The following is a 21,749-nucleotide window of genomic DNA, read 5'->3' as shown; positions in this document are numbered from 1 at the left end:
CCCGCCACCAAGAAAGGATCTTCAATTCATGACGTCACTGATTTTTCTGGGCACCCCCGAGTTCGCGGTACCGATTCTCACGGCGCTTGCCGCCGACTACCAGGTGGTGGCCGTGTTCACCCAGCCGGACCGCCGCGTCGGGCGCAAGCAGGTGCTGCACGAATCGCCGGTCAAGGCCAAGGCCAAGGCATTGGGCCTGACCGTGCTGCAGCCGGAGAAGCTCGGCGGCTCGCCGGAGCTTGAGCAGGCCATCGCGCTTTCCCCGGACCTGATCGTCACGGCGGCTTACGGGCAGTTTCTGCCCACGCGCTTCCTGAAGGCGGCCAAGGTGGCGGCGGTCAACGTGCACGGCTCGCTGTTGCCCAAGTACCGCGGCGGCGCGCCGATTCAGTACAGCATCATCAACGGTGACGCCGCAACCGGGGTCACCATCATCGAGATGGTCAAGCAGATGGATGCCGGCGGGATGTACGCGCAGGCGAAGCTGCCGCTGACCCGCCAGGACGACACCGGCACCGCGTTCGCCAAGCTCAGCCTGCTCGGGCGCGACCTGTTACTGGACACGCTGCCGGGCATCATCGCGGGCACCGCGGTGAAGACGCCGCAGCCGGAAGACCTCGTGACCTTCTCGCCGACCATCAAGAAAGAGGAGGAGCACCTCGACATCACGCTGCCGGCTGACAAGCTGGACAACTGGGTGCGCGGCCTGCGCCCCGAGATCGGCGGCTGGGTCAGCCTGAACGGCGAGCGCACCAAGCTCTGGGCGATCACGCCGCTGACCGACACCACCACCGCGACCCCGGGCACCGTGGTCGCGCGCACCAAAAAGCGCCTGGTGGTGGCCGCAGGGAACGGCACCACCTTTGCCATCGATTCAATCCAGCCCGCCGGCAAGGCCCAGCAGCCGATCGCCGCGTTTTTGAACGGCGCCGGGCGCGACATCCAAGAAGGAGACCTCATCATTGCGTAACGACCCGCGCACGCTTGCCGTGCAGATTCTGACCAAAGTGAAGGCGCAGCACAGCTACGCCAACCTCGCGCTGGACGCGACGCTGCAGCAGGCGCGGCTTGACCCGCGCGACGCGGCGCTTGCCACGACCCTGGTGTACGGCGTGATTCAACACCAGCTGACGCTTGACTACTACCTGGCCCCGTTCACCGCAGGCAAGAAGCTGGATGACTGGGTGCTCGCGCTGTTGGAGACGGCGGTGTACCAGATGCACTACCTCGACAAGATTCCGGACCGCGCGATCTTCTTTGAGTCCACCCGCATCGCCAAGACGATGGGGCACGTCGGCATCGCCAAGCTCGTCACCGCGGTGCTGCGCAGCATCCAGCGCAAAGGTCTGCCGGATCCTGCAACCATCGCCGATCCGCTTGAGCGGCTGAGCGTCACCTACAGCGTGCCGCGCTGGCTGGTCGCAAAGCTTCAAGACCAGCTGGGGGAAGCCAAGACCGCGGCGATTCTGGCCAGCATCAACCAGGCACCGGCCGCAAGTCTGCGCGTCAACACCACCAAGGGCAGCCGTGAGGCGCTCCTGGCAGAGCTTGCCGACCGCTTCCCGGACGCGGCCCCGAGCGCCCTGAGCCCCGACGGCATTGTGGCCCCGGGCGGGCACTTCGCCGGGCTGCCGGAGTTTGCCGTCGGCGCCTTCACCATGCAGGACGAAAGCTCGATGCTGGTGGCCCCAAGTCTCGACCTGAAGCCGGGTGACCGGGTGCTGGACGCCTGCGCCGCGCCGGGGGGCAAGACCACGCACATCGCGCAGTTCCTCGACCCGGCCCAGGGCGGGGAGGTCGTCGCGCTCGACCTGCACCCCCACAAGGTGCGGCTGATCGCCCAAAACGCCAAGCGCCTGGGCCTGGACGACCGCGTCACGGCCCGCGCGATGGACGCGCGGACGGTGGGCGAGCACTTTGACGCGGCCACTTTCGACAAGATTCTGGTCGACGCGCCGTGCTCGGGGCTGGGCCTGCTGCGCCGCAAGCCCGAGATCCGCTACGGCAAGCGGCCTGAAGACCTTGAGAATTTGCCAAAAATCCAGCTCGCCCTGCTCGACGCGGTCGCACCGCTGCTAAAATCACATGGACGGCTGACCTACTCGACGTGTACGATGGTGACAGAGGAGAACCAGGAAGTCGTCGCCGCCTTTTTGGCCGCGCACCCGGACTTTCACCAGGTGCCCGTGCCGACCGCGACGCCGGTGGCCCGCGCGCACAATGCGCCGGCCCTTCAGCTGTTCCCGGACGATTACGGCACGGACGGCTTCTTTATCGCAAGCTTGGAGCGCGCCTAACGCGCAGGAGTGCAAGATGGAATACACGTACCGCACAGACATCGGCCAAAAGAGGCCGAACAACGAAGATTACGTCGGGCTGTTTCACAACACCGCCGACACGACGCTGGCCATCGTGGCCGACGGCATGGGCGGCCACCTCGGCGGCGATGTCGCCTCCGAGATGGCGGTGTCCCACATCGGCTACGCGTTCGAAAAGACGAGCACCACCGACGTTGAGACCATCGTCCGCTGGCTGATTTTCGAGCTGCAGGAGGAGAACTCCGTGATTCTCGAGAAGGCCCAGCAGTACGCCGACCTGACGGGGATGGGCACGACCCTGGTGGCCGTGATCATCTCGGGGTCGCGCTTCGTGGTCGCCAACATCGGCGACTCGCGCTGCTACCTGTACCGCCGTGGCCGGCTGATGCAGATCACGGAGGACCACAGCCTGGTCAACGAACTGGTCAAAACCGGCGAGCTGACGCCCCAGGAGGCCAAGAACTTCCCGCAAAAAAACGTGATCACGAGAAGCCTCGGCGTCTCCGCCGATGTCGACGCGGACGTGACCATCTACGACATGGAGCAAGACGACTACCTGCTGTTGTGCTCAGACGGCCTGACCAACCAGGTGCCGGACGCGGACATCGCGACCGTTTTGGCCGGCGAGCAGCCCCTGGGCGACAAGGCGCAGGAGCTGATCGACCGGGCCAATGCGGCCGGGGGACCGGATAACATCACCGCACTCATCATTCATCAAGACGGGGGGCCAACAGTGTGATCGAACCAGGCTACATTCTCAACGAGCGCTACCAGCTCCTCAAAACCCTGGGCGAGGGCGGCATGGCCAACGTCTACCTGGCCCACGACCTGATCTTGGACCGCGACGTGGCCGTCAAGGTGCTGCGCCTGGACCTGCAAAACGACCCGGACACCATCCGGCGCTTCCAGCGCGAGGCGATGGCGACCACCGAGCTGGTTCACCCGAACATCGTGTCGATTTACGACGTCGGCGAAAGCCACGGCCAGCAGTACCTGGTCATGGAGTACGTCCAGGGGTCAGACCTCAAGAAGTACATCGTGGAGCACTTTCCGATTCCGTACCAGCGGGTCGTCGATATCATGACCCAGATTCTCAGCGCGGTGCAGATGGCCCACGACCACAACATCATCCACCGCGACCTGAAGCCCCAAAACATCCTGATCGATGCGGATGGCAACGCCAAGATCACTGACTTTGGCATCGCCGTCGCCCTTTCGGACAACTCGATGACCCAGACCAACTCGCTTCTGGGCTCGGTGCACTACCTGTCGCCCGAGCAGGCCAGGGGTTCAATGCCGACGCGCCAAAGCGACATCTACGCGCTGGGGATCATCCTGTTTGAGATGCTGACCGGCACCGTGCCGTTCGAGGGCGACTCGGCGGTGTCCATCGCCCTCAAGCACTTTCAAGAGGACATGCCGGCGGTGCGCGACTTCGACCCGCGGATTCCCCAGGCGCTTGAAAACGTCGTGCTCAAGGCGACCGCCAAGGACCCGACCAACCGCTACACCAGCGCCAGCGCGATGAGCCTCGACCTCAAGACGGCGCTGTCGCCGACGCGCGCCCACGAGGCCAAGTTCGTGGTGCCCGCCGATGGCAGCCTCGAGGAGACCAAGGTGATTCCCACGGCGCCTTTGGCCGCCGCACCGGTGGTCGCCGCCGCGGCCGCAGCGCCTGAAAAAACCGAGGCCGCGACCAAGCCCAAGCCGGCCAAGAAGCGCAACTTTTGGGCTAAGTACTGGCCGTTCATCCTGCTCGGTGTCGTCGTGCTGGCCATCGCCGGGGGACTGGCCTTCGCCTTCTCCGGCAAGCAGGGGGACGAACGCGTCCCGGACCTCGCCGGCATGACCCGCGCCCAGGCGCAAACCGCGCTTGAGGCGCAGAACCTGGAGCTGGGCAAGGTGACCACCGCCTACTCGAGCAAGGTGGACAAGAACCTCGTGATCTCGACGGATCCCAGGGCCGACACCAGCCTGAAGACGGGCACCAAGGTCGCCATCGTGCTGTCCAAGGGGCCCAAGAAGGTGACACTGTCCGACTACACCGGTGCCGTTTACACCGACACCAAGGCGGACCTTGAGGCGCGCGGCTTCAAGATCAAGCAGAAGAAGCGCGAAAGCGACAACGTGGAGCCGGGCACAATCCTGAGCCAGGACCCCGTGGCCGGCACCAAGGTGGTGGCCAAGGACACCACCATCACCTTCACCGTGGCCAAGGCACCCAAAAAGGCGGCCGAGTCCTCCTCCAGCAGCACGCCGACCTTCGAGATGGCGAACCTCACCGGTCAGACCCAGGCGCAGGTGCAACAATACGCCGACGACAACGGCCTGACCGTGACCTTCGACGACGGCGAGTACTCGGACACCGTTGATGAGGGCAGGGTCATTGCCCAGAGCACGGCGGCCAAGACCAACGTGAAGGCGGGGGACAGCTTCTCGGTCACCCTGTCCAAGGGTAAGGACCCGAAGACCCAGGCCAAGACGGTCACCCGCAGCTTCACCGTCCGGTACAACGCGCCGACCACCGACTCGAGTGAGTCGGATGGGGACAGCGACGCCTCAAGCAGCAGCCAGGCCGGCAACACCATCACCATCTACCTGCAGGACAGCGACCACCAGATCGGCAACGTCTACAAGACGATGGTGATCACCAGCGACCAGCAGGTGAACCTGAGCTTCAACTTGGTCGGGGATGCCAAGGGGGCCTACAAGGTCGAAAACGACGGGGTCGTCGTGCAATCGGAGGACAGTATCAGTGAGTGATGAGCAAAAAACCGGCCGCATCATCCGCCAAATCAGCGGCTACTTCGATCTGGCGGTCGGCGACACCATCTACCGCACCCGCGCCCGCGGCAGCCTGCGCAAGCTGCAGGTCAGCCCGGTCGTCGGCGACTTCGCCCGCTTCACCCCCGGCGAAGGCGAGAAGCTCGGCACGCTTGAGTCCGTGTGCGAGCGGGACAACCTGCTGGTGCGCCCGCCGGTGGCCAACGTCGACCAGGCGCTTTTGGTGGTCGCGGCCGCCGAGCCCGACTTCTCCCTGAACCTGCTGGATCGCTTCCTGGTCTACCTCGAGGGGCAGCGCATCCACGCGGCGATTTATCTGACCAAAACCGATCTGGTGCCGGCCACCCGGCTCGCCGAGATCACCCATGCGCTGGCCGGCTACGCCGCGATCGGCTACCGCAGCTTCCACAGCGAGCCGCCGTTTGGCCCCGCCACGCTTGACGCGGTGCGCCGGACCTTTGCCGATCGGCTGACCATTTTCACCGGCCAGACCGGCGCCGGCAAGTCGACGCTTTTGAACCACCTGGTGCCCGGCCTCGAGCTTGCGACCGGCGAGATCTCCAAGGCCCTGAACCGCGGGCGCCACACCACGCGCGTCACCGAGCTGTTCGCCACGGATGGGGGACTGGTCGCCGACACGCCGGGGTTCAGCTCGCTGGACCTGCTGGACGTCACCCTGGACAACCTGCGCGACCGCTTCCCGGAGTTCGTCGCGGTGGCCGGCGACTGCAAGTTTCGCTCCTGCCAGCACCTGGCCGAGCCCAAGTGCGCGGTCAAGGCGGCGGTTGAGGCCGGCACCATCATGCAGAGTCGCTACGACGACTACGTGCAGTTTCACACCGAGCTTGCGGGCAAGCGGCCGGTTTACACCAAAAAATAAGTGAGTGGCGCAGTCGCAGCGACTGCGCTATTCTTATGGGGAAGGCGCCGCCGGGCGGTGCCCAAGGAGGAAGCAGCATGAAATTAGCACCATCGATTCTGAGCGCGGACTTCGCCCACCTGGCCGACGACATCGAGGTCGTCGCGGCGGGCGGGGCCGACCTGTTGCACGTCGACGTGATGGACGGGCATTTCGTGGCCAATCTGACCTTTGGCCCCGGCATGGTGGCCGCGATTCGACCGGTGACCAACCTGCCGCTGGACGTGCACATGATGGTCTCGGATCCGGCGCGCTGGATTCCAGCCTTCGCGCAGGCGGGCGCCGACACCCTGCTGATTCACGCCGAGGCGACGCCGCACCTGTACGGCGCGCTGCAGCAGGTGCGCGCCGCCGGTTGCCGGCCCGGGGTCGTGATCAACCCCGGCACCACGGTGGCCAGCATCGAGGCGGTGCTGCCGATCGTCGACCAGGTGCTGGTGATGACCGTCAACCCGGGCTTTGGCGGTCAGCGCTTCATTCCGGCAATGGCGGCCAAGGTGGCACAGCTTGCTGCCCTGCGCCAGCAGCTGGGGCTGAGCTATGAGATCGAGGTCGACGGCGGCATCACCACCGCCACCGCGCCGGTGGTGCTTGAGGCGGGCGCCGACATTCTGGTGGCCGGCTCGTTCGTCTATGCCGCACCGGATCCGGCCGCGCAGCTGGCCAAGCTGCGGCGGGTGGCGCGATGAGCACGCTGAACCTGATGCTCGGCGGGCCGCAGGGGCTGTTGCCGGCCGGCTGGCCAGCGCTTGACGGCGATTGGGTCGGCGTGGACCGCGGCACCCTGCACCTGCTGGATGCCGGCCTCACCCCCGCCTTTGCCGTCGGGGACTTCGACTCGCTCACCCAAGCCGAGCACGCGCGCGTGGCCCAAGCGGTCGCAACGCTTCACACCGCACCGGCGGAAAAAGACGAGACGGACACGGAGATGGCCGTGCGCCTGGCCTTTGCTGCCGGCGCCGCTCGGGTGCGGCTGGTGGCCGCCACGGGCGGGCGGCTGGACCACCTGCTCAGCACGCTTTTCCTGCCGACGCAGCCGCGGTTTGCGGCCCACACGGAGCAGCTTGAGGTGCTGGACCGCCAGAACCGCGTCCGCTTCTTCCGGCCGGGCGAACACGTGCTGCAGCCGGCGCCGGGCTACCGGTACCTGGGCATCGTGCCGCTGACCGCGGTGGCGGCGCTGACGATTGTCGGCGCCAAGTACCCGCTGCACGACTGGTCGAGTGCCACGCCGTTTTCCTGGGCGTCCAACGAGTTTTTGGGCCAGCAGCCGGTCACCATCCGCTTCACGCAGGGCGTGGTCGCGGTGGTGGACAGTCGCGACTGGCGCGGCCAGACCGTCGATAACTGAAAGGAGGGCACGCGATGCGCGCAACGATTCACCTCGCCGACCTGGCGATTCAAAAAGGCGGTGTGCTGCCGGCGCCGTACCCGCTTCGCCTGACGGGCCTGAGCGCGCCGGACTGGACCGCGGCGGACTTCGCGGGGCTTAGCACGGATGCCATCGGGGGCCACCAAGTGACGCTGTCCGAGGGCGGCCTGACGCGCCTTCGCCAGGCCAATCCGACCGTTGCGCCGGCCAGCATCGCGGTGGTGCCCGGCACCATGACCGTGGTGCCGGCCGTCACGCCGCGCACCATCGCGCTGACCCGCACCATCACCTACGTCGGCGCGGGGGCGGGCACACCGCCGCCACTGGTGCAGCGCCTCGATGTGGCGGTTTATCAGGAGATCAGCGTGGCGCAGCCCCGGGTTGCGTACGTGCCGCAGGGCGCTTTTCCCGCGGTGCCAAGCCCCGCGCGCTTCGGCTTTGTGCCCGACCGCTCGGTGCCCGCGGAGGCGCCGCAGACGGGCTTCAGACGCCCGGCGCACCGCTTCGTCACCGTGTCGTACCTGCCCAACGTGATCGAGTACGTTCTGGCGCCGGTCGACCGCAACGGTGTGGCCATTGCCGAGCCGCAGCGCGTGTACGGGCTTCAGGGCCAGTTGATCACCACCTACCCGGATTTCGCGGCGCTTGAGCGGCTGCCGCAGCCGCTGCGGGTGCCGGCCAAGCCGGGCGGGCGGGTCGCGGCCATTTACGTGCCGGCCGACCCGTGGGCGCCGACGCCGGAGGCCGAGCTGCAGGCGCTGGCCCAGCGATTGATGCCGGACGCGGCGGTGCGCGATGCCGTCGCAGACGGTCCCGGCCTGCCGGTTTCGGACCAAGCCACGCAGCAAAACGAGCAGGGGACGGCGGTGCCTGAAGTCTCGGCGCGCGATTCCGAGCCAGCGGCCGCCGCGGTGAGCGGCGCGGCACCGGTGCCGGGGGCGATCGATGAGCCGAGCCTGCCGCTGACGGTACCGGCGGCCTTGGTGCAGCCGGTGCACATGTCCGCGCTGCTGCGGCGTGCGACCCGCCAGCTGTTTGGACGCGAGGCACTGCAAGATGACGTGCCGCAGGATGACCAAGATAACTAGGATAGACAAACGCGGGCGGCCCTGAGGGACCGCCCGCGTTTGCATTCTGATGGTTTGGGGAAGGTTGGTGCGCCCTGGTCGTCGAGCTTGGCAGGGCAAACCGTCGGTAAGTGCGCCGCCGCTGCGCTCTGGCATCGTCGAGCTCCGCGGGGCAACGCGGGAGTGGCTTGCTACGCCGGGGGACTCGGGCCAAAGTGCGGCCCAAGTTCCCCGGCTAGGCAATCCATCCCGTTAAATGCGCCCTGCTGCGCTCTGGCATCGTCGAGCTCCGCGGGGCAACGCGGGAGTGGCTTGCTACGCCGGGGGGCTCGGGCCAAAGTGCGGCCCAAGTTCCCCGGCTAGGCAATCCATCCCGCTAAGTTCGCCCCGCTGCGCTCTGGAAACGTCGAGCTCCGTGCGGCAACGCCCACTCGTCCAGCTAGGGGAGCGCTCGGGCCAAGGTGCGCCCCAAGCGCTGCCCTTACGCTGGCCGGTGGCTAAGCCCGCCGCACTCCGCTCTGGAAACAAAAAAGGCCACCCGCTTGGGGTGGCCTCACGTGCTCGGGAGGTTAGACCCGAGTCACTTTACCTGATTTCAATGCGCGGGCAGATACCCAAACGCGCTTCGGCTTACCGTCGATCAGGATGCGAACCTTTTGCAGGTTAGCCTTCCAGGAGCGGCGGCTGGAGTTCAAAGCGTGCGAACGCTTGTTGCCAAATACAGTGTGGCGCCCTGTGATTACGTCTTTTGCCAATTCTCGGACCTCCTTGCTTATCCACTTACGCAGATTTTTCACTCAACTAACTTATCATAGGGCACCGCGGATTGCAAGAAGTTTTGCCAAGTTCTTTTACTTGACAGGGTGGCGGGCGGCTTTCAAAACCGCATTTGCTATGCTAAACTAGACTAGAATTACTGAGCCCAAGTGGGGCTTGGCCCGTTTTCCTAAGCGCATCGCGCTTATTACATTCCCAAACATTAGGAGGTCAGCGCATGGCGGTCAAAATCAAAACCAAGTACGGGACCATCGATATCTCGAACAATGTCATCGCGACAGTTGTTGGTGGCGCCGCGACCGATATCTACGGGATCGTTGGCATGGCCAGCAAGAACCAGATTCGCGACAATCTCAACGAAATCCTGAACCGCGAGAACTTCTCGCGCGGCGTCGTGGTGCGCCAGGCCGACAACGGCGTCACCGTCGAGGTCAACATCGTGGTCGGTTACGGCACCAAGATTTCCGAGGTGTGCCGCAACGTCCAGGACAAGGTCAAGTACAACCTCGAAACCATGCTGGGGGTCACGGCCAACACGGTGACCGTAATCGTGCAGGGCGTGCGCGTCATCGGCGAAGATTAACAGATCGTGGCCTGCAGGCACGACCTGCAGGCGCCAATACGGAGGAATTACCGAGTGGAAGTTACTGAAATCACGGCGGCGAAGTTCTCGGACATGATCCGGATCGCCGCGCACCGCATCAAGAAGAATGCCGAATTCGTCAACTCACTGAACGTGTTCCCGGTGCCGGATGGCGACACGGGCACCAACATGTTCCTGACGTTCCAGACCGGGGCCAAGGCGGTCCTTGAAAGCGACAGCGACCAGGTCGGCGAGCTGGCCAAGCACTTGGGCAAGGGCCTGTTGATGGGGGCTCGCGGCAACTCCGGCGTCATCTCGTCGCAGCTGTTCCGCGGCTTTGCCAAAAGCGTCGCAAGCAAGGACACGCTGTCCGCGCAGGACTTGGCCGACGCGTTCGCCGGCGGGGTCGAGACGGCCTACAAGGCGGTCATGAAGCCGGTCGAAGGCACGATTCTGACGGTCGCGCGCGAAGGGGCCAAGGCGGGGCTGAAGGCCGCCACCCAGACCACCGACGCCGTGGTCGTGATGAACGCGGTGGTCAAGGCCGCCAAGCGCGCCCTGGCCAAGACGCCGGACCTGCTGCCGGTGCTCAAGGAAGTCGGCGTGGTCGACTCCGGTGGCCAGGGGCTGGTCTTCATCTACGAGGGCTTCAAGGAAGGGCTGTCCGGCGAAGTTGACGACGACGCGTACGTGCCGGACGAGACCGAGATGGGCGAGATGGTCAAGGCCACCCACCACCAGGGCGCGCAGGCCCAGCTGAACCCGGAGGACATCGTCTACGGCTACTGCACGGAGATGATGGTCAACCTGGGCAAGGGCGACAGCCCGAAGCCGTTCGACTACGAGACCTTCCGCCAGTACCTCAACCAGCTCGGCGACTCCACTTTGGTCGTTGCCGACGACGAGGTGGTCAAGGTTCACGTCCACACGGAGCACCCGGGCACGGTCTTCAAGTACGGGCAGCAGTTCGGGACGCTTGAGAAGATCAAGGTCGACAACATGCGCCTTCAGCACGAGTCGATCATCGAGCGCGAAAAGGAGGCTCCGGCGCAGGAGCAGCCTAAGGCGTTCGCCGGCGTGGTGGCCATCGCCGCCGGTGCCGGTCTCGGTGAGCTGTTCAAGAGCCTAGGCGTGACCCACGTGCTCAACGGCGGCCAGACCATGAACCCAAGCACCAACGACATCCTCGAGGCGATTACCGCCGCCCACGCCGAAAACGTGATTGTGCTGCCGAACAACAGCAACATTTTCATGGCGGCGACGGAGGCGGCCAAGGCCGCGGACGTCAACGTGGCGATCGTCAAGAGCCGCACCATCAATCAGGGCATGACCGCAATGCTCGGCTTCAACCCGGAGGCGACGCTTGAGGCCAACACGGAGGCGATGACCGAAGAGCTCGGCAATGTCATCTCCGGTTCGGTCACCCAGGCGATTCGCGACACCACCATCGACGGCCTCGAGATCCACAAGGACGACTGGATGGGCATCATCGACAACAAGATCAAGATTGCCGAACCGGATCGCACCCAGGCGGCCAGCGACATGGTGGCCGCGATGCTCGACGAGGATTCCGAGATCGTCACCCTGATCATCGGGGCGGACGGCAGCGAGGCTGAGGCAACGGCAATTGCCGAGTCGATCACTTCCGCCAACCCGGATGTCGAAGTCGAGATTCACCAGGGGGACCAGCCGGTTTACCCGTACCTGGTTTCCGTAGAGTAAGTGATAGGGCGGCGCACCCAGTGGGCCGCCCTATTGTTATCCAACGCAGCCGAAAGGAGGTCAGCCATGGCACTGACAGAGGCATTGACGGTCCTGCCTGGGGTCGGGCCCAAGAAGGCGGAGCAACTCGCGACGCTCGGGTTGACCAACCTGGGCGACCTGCTGTTTTACTTTCCGTTTCGCTACGACGATCTGCAGGTCAAGGACCTGGCGGAGGCCGCCGACCAGGAGAAGCTGACCATCAAGGGCGTCGTGGTGGCGCCGCCGGTGGTCAGCCGCTTCGGCCCGCGCAAGAACCGGCTGAACCTGCGCCTGCAGGTCGACCACGACGTCGTGCTGATCACCTTCTTCAACCAGCCCTGGCTCAAGGACAAGTTCGAGCAGGGCGAGGAGGCCGCCATCTACGGCAAGTGGGACGCCAAGCGCCACACGATGACGGGGATGAAGGTGCTGGCCACGCAGGAGGTGGATGCCCCCGACCTTGCCGGCATCTACCCGGTCAACAAGCACGTGCGCCAGGCGACGCTGGTCGAGCTGGTCAAAACGGCGTACGAGCGCGAGGCCCAGACGATGGGCAACGTGGTGCCGGCGGCGATTCGCGCCGAGTTCCGCCTGCTGGACGACGCGCAGATCGTGCACGGGATGCATTTTCCGGACAGCGCGGCCGAGGCCAAGGCGGCGCGGCGCAGCGCGATTTTCCGCGAGTTCTTCCTGTTTGAAAGCCAGATTCAGGCGCTGCGCGAGGACAGCCACAGCGCGGGCAACGGCTTGGCGATCCCCTACGACAACCAGGCGGTGCGCGGGCTGATCCAGACGCTGCCGTTCACGCTGACGACGGCGCAAAAAACGGTGGTCAACGAGATCTGCGCGGACCTGCGCGCCCCGTCGCACATGAACCGGCTGCTGCAAGGGGACGTCGGCTCGGGCAAGACCATCGTGGCCGCGATCGTGATGTACGCGACAGTGACGGCGCGCTACCAGGCCGCCCTGATGGTGCCGACCGAGGTCCTGGCCGAGCAGCACTACGCCAAGCTGAAGAAACTCTTTGCGCCCTTCGACGTCACCGTCGCGCTCTTGACCGGCTCGACGAGCGCAGCGGCGCGCCGGCCGATCCTGGCCGGGCTGCGAAGCGGCGCCGTCGACATTGTGATCGGCACCCACGCGCTGATCCAAAAGGCGGTGGACTACGCCAACCTCGGGCTGGTCGTGATCGACGAACAGCACCGCTTCGGCGTCAACCAGCGCCGCGTGCTGCAGGAGAAGGGCCTGCACCCCGACCTTTTGGCGATGACCGCCACGCCGATTCCCCGCACACTGGCCATCACGGCGTACGGCGAGATGGACGTCTCGAGCATCACCGAGCTGCCCGCCGGCCGCAAGCCGATCACCACCAGTTGGGTGCGCAAGAATCAGGTGCGCCAAGCCATCGACCGCATGCGCCAGGAGCTCGCCGCCGGCCACCAGGTCTTCGCCATCACACCGCTGATCGCCGAGTCCGAGAAGGTCGACCTTCAAAACGCGGAGCAGCTGTACGAGAAGCTGAGCACGGCGTTCGCCGGTCAGGCCAAGGTGGCGCTGTTGCACGGGCAGATGAAGCCGGACGAAAAGGACGCAATCATGCGGGCCTTTGCCGCCAATGAGGTGCAGGTGCTGGTCTCGACCACCGTGGTCGAGGTCGGCGTCGATGTGCCCAACGCGACGGTGATGGCGATTTTTGACGCCGACCGCTTCGGCCTGGCCCAGCTGCACCAGCTGCGCGGGCGAGTCGGGCGCGGGGCCGCCGCGGCCTACTGTGTGCTGATCGCCGACCCCAAGAACGACGCCGGCGTCGAGCGCATGACCATCATGACCACCACCACCGACGGCTTCAAGCTGGCGGAAAAGGACCTGGCGCTGCGCGGCTCCGGCGACCTGTTCGGCGACAAGCAAAGCGGGCTGCCGGAGTTCAAGGTGGCCGACCCGGTGGCGGACTACGCGACGCTGGCGGCCGCCCAGCAGGTGGCCGCCGCGCTGTTCGCCAGCGACCCGACGCTCGATGCGCCGGAGCTGGCCCCGCTGCGCGCGCACCTGGCGCGGATGCAGCAGCAGACCGGCAGTCTGGACTAGCGGCAGGAGTTGCAAAATGCGCCGGCTTGGCGCAAAGTAAGCCTATCGGAATCAAAGGAGTGAGCTGAGTGAAAATTGCCGTAGACGCAATGGGCGGCGACCACGCCCCCGAAGTCGTGATTCAAGGGGTCGAGCGGGCGCGCAACGAGCTGCCCGAATCCGTCACCTTCACCCTGTACGGGGATGAGACCAAGATTCGACCGCTGATTCAAGACGACACCCGCCTGACCATCGTGCACACCACCGAGAAGGTCGAAAGCACCGACGAGCCGGTGCGCGCGATTCGCCGCAAGAAGCAGGCCTCCATGGTGCTGGCCGCCCAGGCGGTGAAGTCGGGCGAGGCCGACGCCGTGATTTCCCTGGGCTCCACCGGGGCGCTTTTAGCTGCCGGGCTGTTCATCGTCGGCCGCATTCCGGGCATCGACCGCCCGGGGCTTGCGCCGACGCTGCCGACCGTTGACGGCAAGGGCTTCATCATGCTGGACGTCGGCGCCAACGCGGAGAACCGCGCCGTGCAGCTGGTGCAGTACGCCGTCATGGGCAATTTTTACGCCCACGACCTGCGTGGGCTTGAGAAGCCGCGCGTGGCGCTGCTCAACAACGGCAGCGAGGCCAACAAGGGCGACGACCTGCACCAGGAGACCTACAAGCTGCTGGAGGCGACGCCGGGCATCAACTTCATCGGCAACGTCGAGGCGGATTCGCTGCTTCAGGGCGCGGCCGACGTCGTGGTGACCGACGGCTTCACCGGCAACGCGACGCTCAAGGCAATCGAGGGCACGGCCAAGACGATCCTGCGCCTGGTCAAGCACGCCATCATGGACAGCGGCGTCAAGGGCAAGCTCGGCGGGCTGCTCCTGAAGGGCGGCATCAAGGAGATCGCCAAAACCTTTGACGTCTCGAGCTACGGCGGTGCGGTGCTCCTGGGCCTGCGCGCGCCGGTCGTCAAGGCCCACGGCAACGCCGACGCGGACACCGTCTATTACACGGTCAAGCAGGTGGCGGCGATGGTCGAAAACCAGACGGTCCAGAAAAGCGTGGCGTACTTCGATGCGCACCAGCCGGACTGACCGACGGGAAATGGCATAGACAATCCGGACGAAATCGGGTATGCTTGAATGCGTGTTAACAACAAGGAGGAGCCGTGTCATGACTGAGCAAGAAGTATTTGATAAGATCGCTGGCCTGATTGAGGATCATTTCCAGACCCCAGCAGATAAGATCACCAACGACTTGAACTTCAAGAAGGACCTGGATGCCGATTCCATCGACACCGTCGAGTTTGTCCTTGAGCTTGAAGATACTTTCGGCGCTGAGATCCCTGACGAAGATGCCGAACACATCGATACCGTCGGCGATGCCGTCCAGTACGTCCTGAATCACCAGAAAAAATAAGCAAACACTGCGGCCGCCCCGGTTTCCGGGGCGGCTTTTTGAGTCCCAGAGCGGAGAAGCGCGGGCTTAGGCCACCGGCCAGCGTAGGGAAGGCGCTTGGGGCGCACTTTGCCCCGAGTGCTTTCCCTAGCAGGACGAGCGGCCGCTGCGCTTCGCAGTTCGACGAACCAGAGCGGAGAAGCGCGGGCTTAGGCCACCGGCCAGCGTAGGGAAGGCGCTTGGGGCGTACTTGGCCCCGAGTGCCTTCCCTAGCAGGACGAGCGGCCGCTGCGCTTCGCAGCTCGACGAATCAGAGCGGCGCGCGGTACACATAGCAGGACGAGCGGTGTGCGTGTGCAGCGCCGACCCCAGTCGCCACCGCGTGTCGCCTTGCAATCTCCCCGGGGCCTTTGTAGAATGGAAACTACGACATGATGGGGGCCGAGAGGCGGAAAAGGGGTCACGATGAGGGGTTACAGGGGATTCAGGCTGGTTGCAGTGCTCGCGCTGGCGCTGGTGCTTGGGGGCTGTCGCAAGCAGGCGGTGCAACCGACGCCGAGCAAGCCGGTCGCACCGGCGACGTTCAAGACGGCAATCGGTGCCAACGAAAAGCCGATTGCCGGCGGCCGACTGGCGGTGGCCGTGGTCGCCGACGCGCCGACCCCGGGACTGTTTTCCGAGGAGCTGTACGACGCAGCGACGGACGCGGACTTCATGCGTCCGGCCGCCGAGCCCCTGTTCGCCACGGATGCGGCCTTCAAAATCACGGACAGCGGCGCGGCGACGCTTCGCCTGGACAACCGGGCCAAGACGGCGACAGTCACCATCAAGGACGCGGTGCGCTGGGCCGACGGGCGGCCAGTCACGGCGCGCGATTACGTTTTTGCCTACGAGATGCTTGCCAACCCCGCGGTGGACACGGCGCGCTACACGACGGCGATGACGGACATCGTCGGCATGGCCGCCTACCACGCGGGCAAGGCGAAAACGATCTCCGGGCTGACGATGCCGGACGGGCCGGACGGGCGGCGGGTGGTGATTCACCTGCAGCGCATGCGGCCGTCGTTCACCCAATCGGGCAACGGCATCATCTGGGAGTCGGCCGCGCCGTACCACTACCTGAAGGACGTGCCCTTTGCCGACCTGGCCCAGAGCCAAAAGATTCGCCGGCACCCGCTGTTCTTCGGCCCGTTTCGCATGAAGGCGGTGGTGCCGGGGCAGTCCGTGACCTACGCGCCGAACCGCTATTACTACAAGGGCGTGCCGAAGCTTGCGGGGATGACATTCTCCCTGGTCTCGTCGGCGGCGATTGTCGGGGCCCTGCGCGCCAAGCAGTTCGACCTGGCACTCGAGATGCCAAGCGCCGGTTTTGCCGACTACCGCAAGCTGGACGACTACGTCAACCTCGGGCGCGCGGACCTGTCCTACCGCTACCTCGGTTTCAAGGTCGGCCACTGGGACGCGGCGCGGGGCAAAAACGTGATGGACCCGGCCGCGAAGATGAGCGATTCGGCGCTGCGCCGGGCGATGGTTTCCGCGCTGGATATTGAGGGCACCAACACCCGTTACTTCGGCGGGCTGGCGCAGACCGCCACCACGCTGATTCCGCCGCTGTTCGCGCGGTTTCACGCGAAGCTTGCGGGCTACCGGCAGGACGTGGCCAAGGCCAACGCGCTGTTGGACGCGGCCGGCTACAAGCGCGGCAAGGACGGCTGGCGCACGGATCCGACCGGCAAGCGCCTGACCATCAACTACGCGGCGGCGGCGTCGGACGGCGCAGCGGAAAAGGTTGCGGCTGCCCGCATCCGCCAGTGGCGAGCGGTGGGGCTGCGCGTGCGCCTGACCGCGGGGCGGCTGCTGGAGTACAACAACTTCTACGACAAGCTGCACGCCGACTCCAAGGACATCGACGTCTTCGAGGCCACGTGGGGCGTGTCGTCTGAGCCGTCGCCGGCCACGCTGTACGGGCCGACCGCGCGCTACAACCTGACTCGCTTCGTGACCCCGACCAACACGCGGCTGTTGGCCGCCATCGACGCGCCGGCCGCCTTGAACCAGGCGACGCGCGTTCAGGCCTTCCGCGACTGGCAGGATTACATGCTCAAGGCCTGCTACGTCGTGCCGACGGCCTACCGCACGGTGGTGGTGCCGGTCAACGACCGGGTCCAAAACCTCTCCATCGCGTACGGGGCGGCGGGCTACCGCTGGCAGGACATCACCGTTTCGCGCCGCACCCGCTGAGGCGGGCGTCAGACCGGAGCGGCTAACGACGGCAATGCGGCCGGCGCGGATTCTTCGGGAATTCGCGCCGGCCGCGTTTTGCTTCGGCGGATCGGGGCGAAAGCCGAGATTTGGCCCGATTGGGCGACGCGACGCCGGTACCGGTGGCAATCACCCGCCCCGACTTGTATAATGGATAAGAATAATGCGCGGATTCTGCGCAGAGGGGGATACAAAATGGTTGCATCAGAGTTCGTGAGTGAGCTGAGGCAGCGTTACGGCATCGAGTTCCACGACCTATCGCTTCTCGACGAAGCCTTCACCCACTCCTCGTACGTCAACGAGCACAAGGAATTGGGGCTCAAAGATAACGAGCGACTGGAGTTTTTGGGCGACGCCGTGCTCGAGATCACGGTGTCCGATTACCTGTACCGTCACTTTCCTGACCTGCCAGAGGGCAAGCTGACCCGCATGCGGGCCGCCATCGTGCAGACGAAGAGCTTCTCGGCGTTCGCCAAGGAGGCCCACTTCGATCAGTACATCAAGCTGGGCAAGGGTGAGGAAAATGCCGGTGCACGCCAGCGCAAGACGCTGCTCGAGGACCTGTTCGAGGCCTTCAACGGCGCGCTGTACCTGGATCAGGGGCGCAAGGCCAACGTGCTGTTTGCCGAGCAGGTGATTTTCCCCAAGATTGCGGCCGGCCAGTTCGCGGCGAACATGGACCACAAGACGGCGCTGCAGGAGTTCGTGCAGCAAAACGGCGAGGTGGTCATCGCCTACGAGCTGCAGAGCGAGGCGGGCCCGGCGCACGACCGCCAGTTTTTGGTCGACGTGACCGTCGACGGCAAGGTGCTGGGGTCCGGCACCGGCAAGAACAAGAAGGCGGCGGAGCAGGCGGCGGCCAATGACGCGCTGACCAAGCTGCAGCGGCCGAGTGAGTGAGCGCATGCAATTAACACATCTGACGATTCTCGGCTTCAAGTCCTTCGCGGACAAAACCGAGATCGACTTCGTGCCGGGGCTGACGGGCATCGTCGGGCCCAACGGCAGCGGTAAGAGCAACATCACCGAGGCGATTCGCTGGGCCCTGGGCGAGCAAAGCGCCAAGAGTCTGCGCGGCGAGAAGATGGGCGACGTGATTTTCGCCGGCACGGCGCAGCGTCCGGCGCTCAACCGCGCCGAGGTCACCATGACCTTCGACAACAGCGATGGCTACCTGAAGAATCAGCCGGTGACGGTCACCGTGTGTCGCCGGCTTTATCGTGATGGCGAGTCCGACTTCCTGATCAACAACCGCAGCGTCCGCCTCAAGGACATCATCGACCTGTTCATGGACTCGGGGCTGGGCAAGGAGTCCTTCTCCTTCATCTCCCAGGGACGCGTCGAGGCGATTTTCAATTCCAAGCCCAAGGACCGTCGCGGCATCATCGAAGAGGCCGCCGGGGTGCTGAAGTACAAGCAGCAAAAGGAAAAGGCCGAGCAGAAGCTGCACGAAACCGACGACAACCTGGACCGCGCCAACGACATCGTGACCGAGCTCTCGCGCCAGGTGACGCCTTTGGCCGAGCAGGCCTCCTTGGCGCGCGACTTCGAGCGCCAAAACGCCGACTACCAGGCGGTTCACAAGAGCATCCTCGCGCTTGAGATTCGGCAGATGGGTGTGGAGCAAACCGAGGTCAAGGCCCAGCACGCGGCAACCGCGGAGACGCTGACCGCCCTCGGCGCTAAGGTCAGCCACCTCGAACAGCGCTCCGAGGCCCTGACCGCCGCCGACAGTGAGTATGAGGCCAAGCTGACGGCCCTCAACGACCAGCTGCTCAGCCAGTCCATGCGGCTGGAGAACCTCAACGGCGAGGTCAAGCTGACCGCAGAGCGTGCCAGCAACGCCCGGGCCACCCTGGCCGAGCTGAAGGACCAGCTGGGCGTCGCCGGCAAGCTTGAGGCGGACCAGCAGGCCAAGGCGGCCGCGCTGACTAAGACGGCCAAGGAACAGGCGACCCAGCAACAAGAGCTGCAGCGCCAGCAGCAGGCCCAGGCGGCGGGCGCCGATCCCGCCGCCCTGAACCGGGAGCTCGACGCGGCGCAGACCCGCTACATCGCGCTGCTTCAGGAGCAGGCCGAGACCAAAAACGCGCTGACCGGCACCAAGAAGGACGCGGCGCTGGCTGCCTCCCAAAGCGCCGCGGCCACCGCGCGTCAGCGTGAACTGGCGGCGGCCGTGGCGGCGCAGCGGGAGAAGGTGCTGGCCGCCAAGAAGGCGCAAGACGCGCTGACCGACGCCAAGACGCGGGCCCTGACCGCGCGCGACGCGGCCAGTGTCGCCGAGCAGACCGCCCGGGCCGCGTACGCGGACGAGCAGGAGCGCCTGAGTGCCGCCAGCAGCATCTACCAGCGCACCAACGCGCGCTACGAGACGCTCCAGGAGCTGCGCGACGACTACGCTGGCTTTTATGCCGGGGTGCGGGCGGTGCTCAAGCACAAGGACGCGCTGCCCGGCGTTATCGGCGCGGTGGCGGAGCTGCTCGCCGTGCCCGCCAAGTACCAGCAGGCGCTCGACGTCGCGCTGGGCGGCAGCCTGCAGGCGGTGGTCACCACCACTGAGCAGGCCGCCAAGCAGGGTATCACCTACCTCAAGCGCACCGCGGCCGGCCGGGCCACGTTCCTGCCGACCGCCGTGGTGCGACCACGGCAGCTCCCAGCCAGCACCCTGCAGGCTCTGGCCGGCCAGCCCGGCTACCTCGGCGTCGGCGTCGACTTGGTGCGCTTCAAGGACGAGGTGCGCCCGGTCATGGCCAACCTGCTGGGTAGCCTGATCGTCGCGTCGACTCTGGACGACGGCATTCGCTTGGCCAACCTGACCGGGCACCGCTACCGCATCGTCAGCCTCGACGGCGACATCCTGGCGCCGGGCGGGGCGCTGACCGGGGGCCAGACCAAGAAGTCCGGCGCGTCGCCCCTAGCCCGCACCCAGGAGGTCGCCGAACTTCACGCGCACCTGCGCGAGATGACCGCGGCGCTGGACAAGCAGCGCGGCGTCGTGGCGGCCAAGAAACAGGCACTGGCGGACCGCCAGGCCGCGGGCGAAGCCGCGGCGGCCGCGTTCGATGAGGCCCAGGCGGCGCTCGCCGCCCAGGCGGCCCAGACCGCCGCGGCGGACACCGCGCTGGCCCAGCTGACGCGCCAGGCGCAGGCCGCCGGGCTTGCCGAGACGGCCGCCGCCGACTACGACGCACAGCTGGCCAAGCTTGAGGCCCAGGCGACCGCAGTGGCCGCGGCGATCGAAGGCCAAAACGCCACCATCGCCGACCTCAAGCAGCGCCTCGGCGCGGCCAGCCAGACCGCCGCGGCCGCGCAGGCGGCGCGAAGCGAGCTAGCGACCCAGCTGGCGGTGCTCAAGCAGGCCCAAGACACCACGAAGGCCGCGCTGGCTGGGGCCAAGGACGCGGCCAAGGACGCGGCGGCGCAAAAGGCCAAGCTGGCCGAGCGCATCGCGGCGATCACCGCGGCCGCCGAGACCCACACCGACCTCGGCGCCGATTCGGCCGCGACCATCAAGTCACTGACGGCGACCATTGCCGGGCTGCGCAAGTCGCAAGACGAGCTGACCCGCGCCAAGGCGGCCAACCGCGAGCAGCTGAGCAACGTGTCGGCTTCGATCACCACCGCCTACACGCAGCAAAAGGCCGCGATGGCCGCCTCCGAGCAGCAGAGCATCAGCCTCAACCGGCTGAAGATTCACCTGGACGACCACCTGACGACCCTGCGCGAGACCTACCAGCTGAGCTTTGAGGCCGCGTTGGCCGCGACAACGGCCAAGGTCGCCGACCTGCCGATGCTCAAGAGCCGCCTGAAGCTGTTACGCCGGGGGCTGGACGAGCTGGGGCCGATCAACCCCAACGCGATCGCCGAGTACGACGCGGTCAAGGAGCGCTACGATTTTCTGACCAAGCAGCAAGACGACCTGCTCGAGGCCAAGGCGATGCTGCAAAAAACGATGGGCGAGCTCGACTCGGAGGTCGCCAGCCGCTTCGCCGCGATGTTTACGGCGACCAACCAGGCGTTCACGGAGATTTTCCCGCGGATGTTCGGCGGCGGCAGCGCGCAGCTGTCGCTGACGGATCCGGACGACCTGCTCAACACCGGCATCGAGATCTCGGCCCAGCCGCCTGGCAAGAAGCTGCAGCGCCTGTCGCTTTTGTCCGGCGGCGAGCGCGCGCTGACCGCCATCGTCCTGCTGTTCGCCATCTTGCAGGTGCGGCCGGTGCCGTTCTCGATCCTCGATGAGGTCGAGGCCAGCCTGGACGAGGTCAACGTCAACCGCTTCGGCGAATTTTTGCGGCACTACAGCTCCGACACCCAGTTCATCGTGATCACGCACCGGCGCGGCACGATGCTTGCGGCCAACATGCTGTACGGCGTGACGATGCAGGAGTCCGGGGTGTCCAGCATGGTGGCCGTGTCCTTGGACCAGCTCGCCACCGACGACGCAACGCACAAAGGAGACTAG

Annotated in this window: 17 protein-coding genes; 16 read left to right on the top strand and 1 reads right to left on the bottom strand. The window is 65.8% G+C overall.

Going from position 1 to position 21,749, the window contains the following annotated elements; translation table 11 throughout:
- Positions 1-28 precede the first annotated feature (28 nt).
- The 8 genes from fmt (at position 29) to LE416_RS05770 (ending at position 8,481) form a co-directional block, all read left to right on the top strand.
- Positions 29-970: a methionyl-tRNA formyltransferase gene (gene fmt / locus LE416_RS05805; protein WP_225047525.1), complete on the top strand. Its 942-nt coding sequence runs from the start codon at positions 29-31 to the stop codon at positions 968-970.
- The gene (gene rsmB, locus LE416_RS05800; RefSeq protein ID WP_225047524.1) at positions 963-2,297 is read left to right on the top strand and encodes a 16S rRNA (cytosine(967)-C(5))-methyltransferase RsmB; all 1,335 of its coding nucleotides are present in this window, start codon (positions 963-965) and stop codon (positions 2,295-2,297) included. The genes fmt and rsmB overlap by 8 nt, the downstream gene beginning before the upstream one ends.
- A gap of 16 nt (positions 2,298-2,313) precedes the next feature.
- Positions 2,314-3,057: a Stp1/IreP family PP2C-type Ser/Thr phosphatase gene (locus tag LE416_RS05795; RefSeq protein WP_225047523.1), complete on the top strand. Its 744-nt coding sequence runs from the start codon at positions 2,314-2,316 to the stop codon at positions 3,055-3,057.
- On the top strand, positions 3,054-5,081 hold the full coding sequence (pknB, locus tag LE416_RS05790) for a Stk1 family PASTA domain-containing Ser/Thr kinase (RefSeq protein WP_225047522.1): 2,028 nt from the start codon (positions 3,054-3,056) through the stop codon (positions 5,079-5,081). The genes LE416_RS05795 and pknB overlap by 4 nt, the downstream gene beginning before the upstream one ends.
- On the top strand, positions 5,074-5,982 hold the full coding sequence (gene rsgA / locus LE416_RS05785; RefSeq protein WP_225047521.1) for a ribosome small subunit-dependent GTPase A: 909 nt from the start codon (positions 5,074-5,076) through the stop codon (positions 5,980-5,982). Before pknB ends, rsgA begins: the two co-directional genes overlap by 8 nt.
- Positions 5,983-6,059: 77 nt before the next feature.
- Positions 6,060-6,710, top strand: a complete 651-nt coding sequence (gene rpe / locus LE416_RS05780; protein ID WP_225047520.1) for a ribulose-phosphate 3-epimerase — start codon at positions 6,060-6,062, stop codon at positions 6,708-6,710.
- On the top strand, positions 6,707-7,372 hold the full coding sequence (locus LE416_RS05775; RefSeq protein WP_225047519.1) for a thiamine diphosphokinase: 666 nt from the start codon (positions 6,707-6,709) through the stop codon (positions 7,370-7,372). The genes rpe and LE416_RS05775 overlap by 4 nt, the downstream gene beginning before the upstream one ends.
- Positions 7,373-7,386: 14 nt before the next feature.
- The gene (locus LE416_RS05770; RefSeq protein WP_225047518.1) at positions 7,387-8,481 is read left to right on the top strand and encodes a hypothetical protein; all 1,095 of its coding nucleotides are present in this window, start codon (positions 7,387-7,389) and stop codon (positions 8,479-8,481) included.
- 548 nt (positions 8,482-9,029) lie between these two features.
- On the opposite strand, the gene rpmB is transcribed toward LE416_RS05770, so the two are convergent.
- Positions 9,030-9,215 carry a 50S ribosomal protein L28 gene (gene rpmB, locus LE416_RS05765; RefSeq protein ID WP_225047517.1) on the bottom strand — a complete coding sequence of 62 codons (186 nt, stop codon included), beginning with the start codon at positions 9,213-9,215 and terminating at the stop codon, positions 9,030-9,032.
- Between the two features lie 239 nt (positions 9,216-9,454).
- Between rpmB and LE416_RS05760 the strand changes: the two genes are divergently transcribed.
- The 8 genes from LE416_RS05760 to smc all read left to right on the top strand — a co-directional run bounded on the left by LE416_RS05760 (position 9,455) and on the right by smc (position 21,749).
- Complete coding sequence (locus LE416_RS05760; protein WP_225047516.1) at positions 9,455-9,820, top strand: Asp23/Gls24 family envelope stress response protein; 366 nt, start codon at positions 9,455-9,457, stop codon at positions 9,818-9,820.
- Positions 9,821-9,874: 54 nt separating this feature from the next.
- Positions 9,875-11,542, top strand: a complete 1,668-nt coding sequence (locus tag LE416_RS05755; protein WP_225047515.1) for a DAK2 domain-containing protein — start codon at positions 9,875-9,877, stop codon at positions 11,540-11,542.
- Between the two features lie 33 nt (positions 11,543-11,575).
- Positions 11,576-13,648, top strand: coding sequence for an ATP-dependent DNA helicase RecG (gene recG / locus LE416_RS05750; protein ID WP_257793752.1), 2,073 nt, complete (start codon positions 11,576-11,578; stop codon positions 13,646-13,648).
- Between the two features lie 68 nt (positions 13,649-13,716).
- On the top strand, positions 13,717-14,718 hold the full coding sequence (gene plsX / locus LE416_RS05745; RefSeq protein ID WP_225047513.1) for a phosphate acyltransferase PlsX: 1,002 nt from the start codon (positions 13,717-13,719) through the stop codon (positions 14,716-14,718).
- Positions 14,719-14,797: 79 nt separating this feature from the next.
- Positions 14,798-15,043, top strand: a complete 246-nt coding sequence (gene acpP / locus LE416_RS05740; protein ID WP_225047512.1) for an acyl carrier protein — start codon at positions 14,798-14,800, stop codon at positions 15,041-15,043.
- Between the two features lie 444 nt (positions 15,044-15,487).
- Positions 15,488-17,263, top strand: a complete 1,776-nt coding sequence (locus LE416_RS05735) for an oligopeptide ABC transporter substrate-binding protein (RefSeq protein ID WP_225047511.1) — start codon at positions 15,488-15,490, stop codon at positions 17,261-17,263.
- Between the two features lie 216 nt (positions 17,264-17,479).
- Entirely contained in the window at positions 17,480-18,184 is a 705-nt protein-coding gene (gene rnc / locus LE416_RS05730; protein ID WP_225047510.1) for a ribonuclease III, read from the top strand.
- Between the two features lie 4 nt (positions 18,185-18,188).
- A complete protein-coding gene (gene smc / locus LE416_RS05725) occupies positions 18,189-21,749 on the top strand; it encodes a chromosome segregation protein SMC (protein ID WP_225047509.1) in 3,561 nt (1,186 codons plus the stop codon).

Source organism: Lacticaseibacillus kribbianus, from assembly GCF_020180945.1.
GTDB classification, from domain to species: Bacteria; Bacillota; Bacilli; order Lactobacillales; family Lactobacillaceae; genus Lacticaseibacillus; species Lacticaseibacillus kribbianus.
Note: the sequence above shows the minus strand (reverse complement) of the source record. Positions and strands in the feature narration are given on the sequence as shown.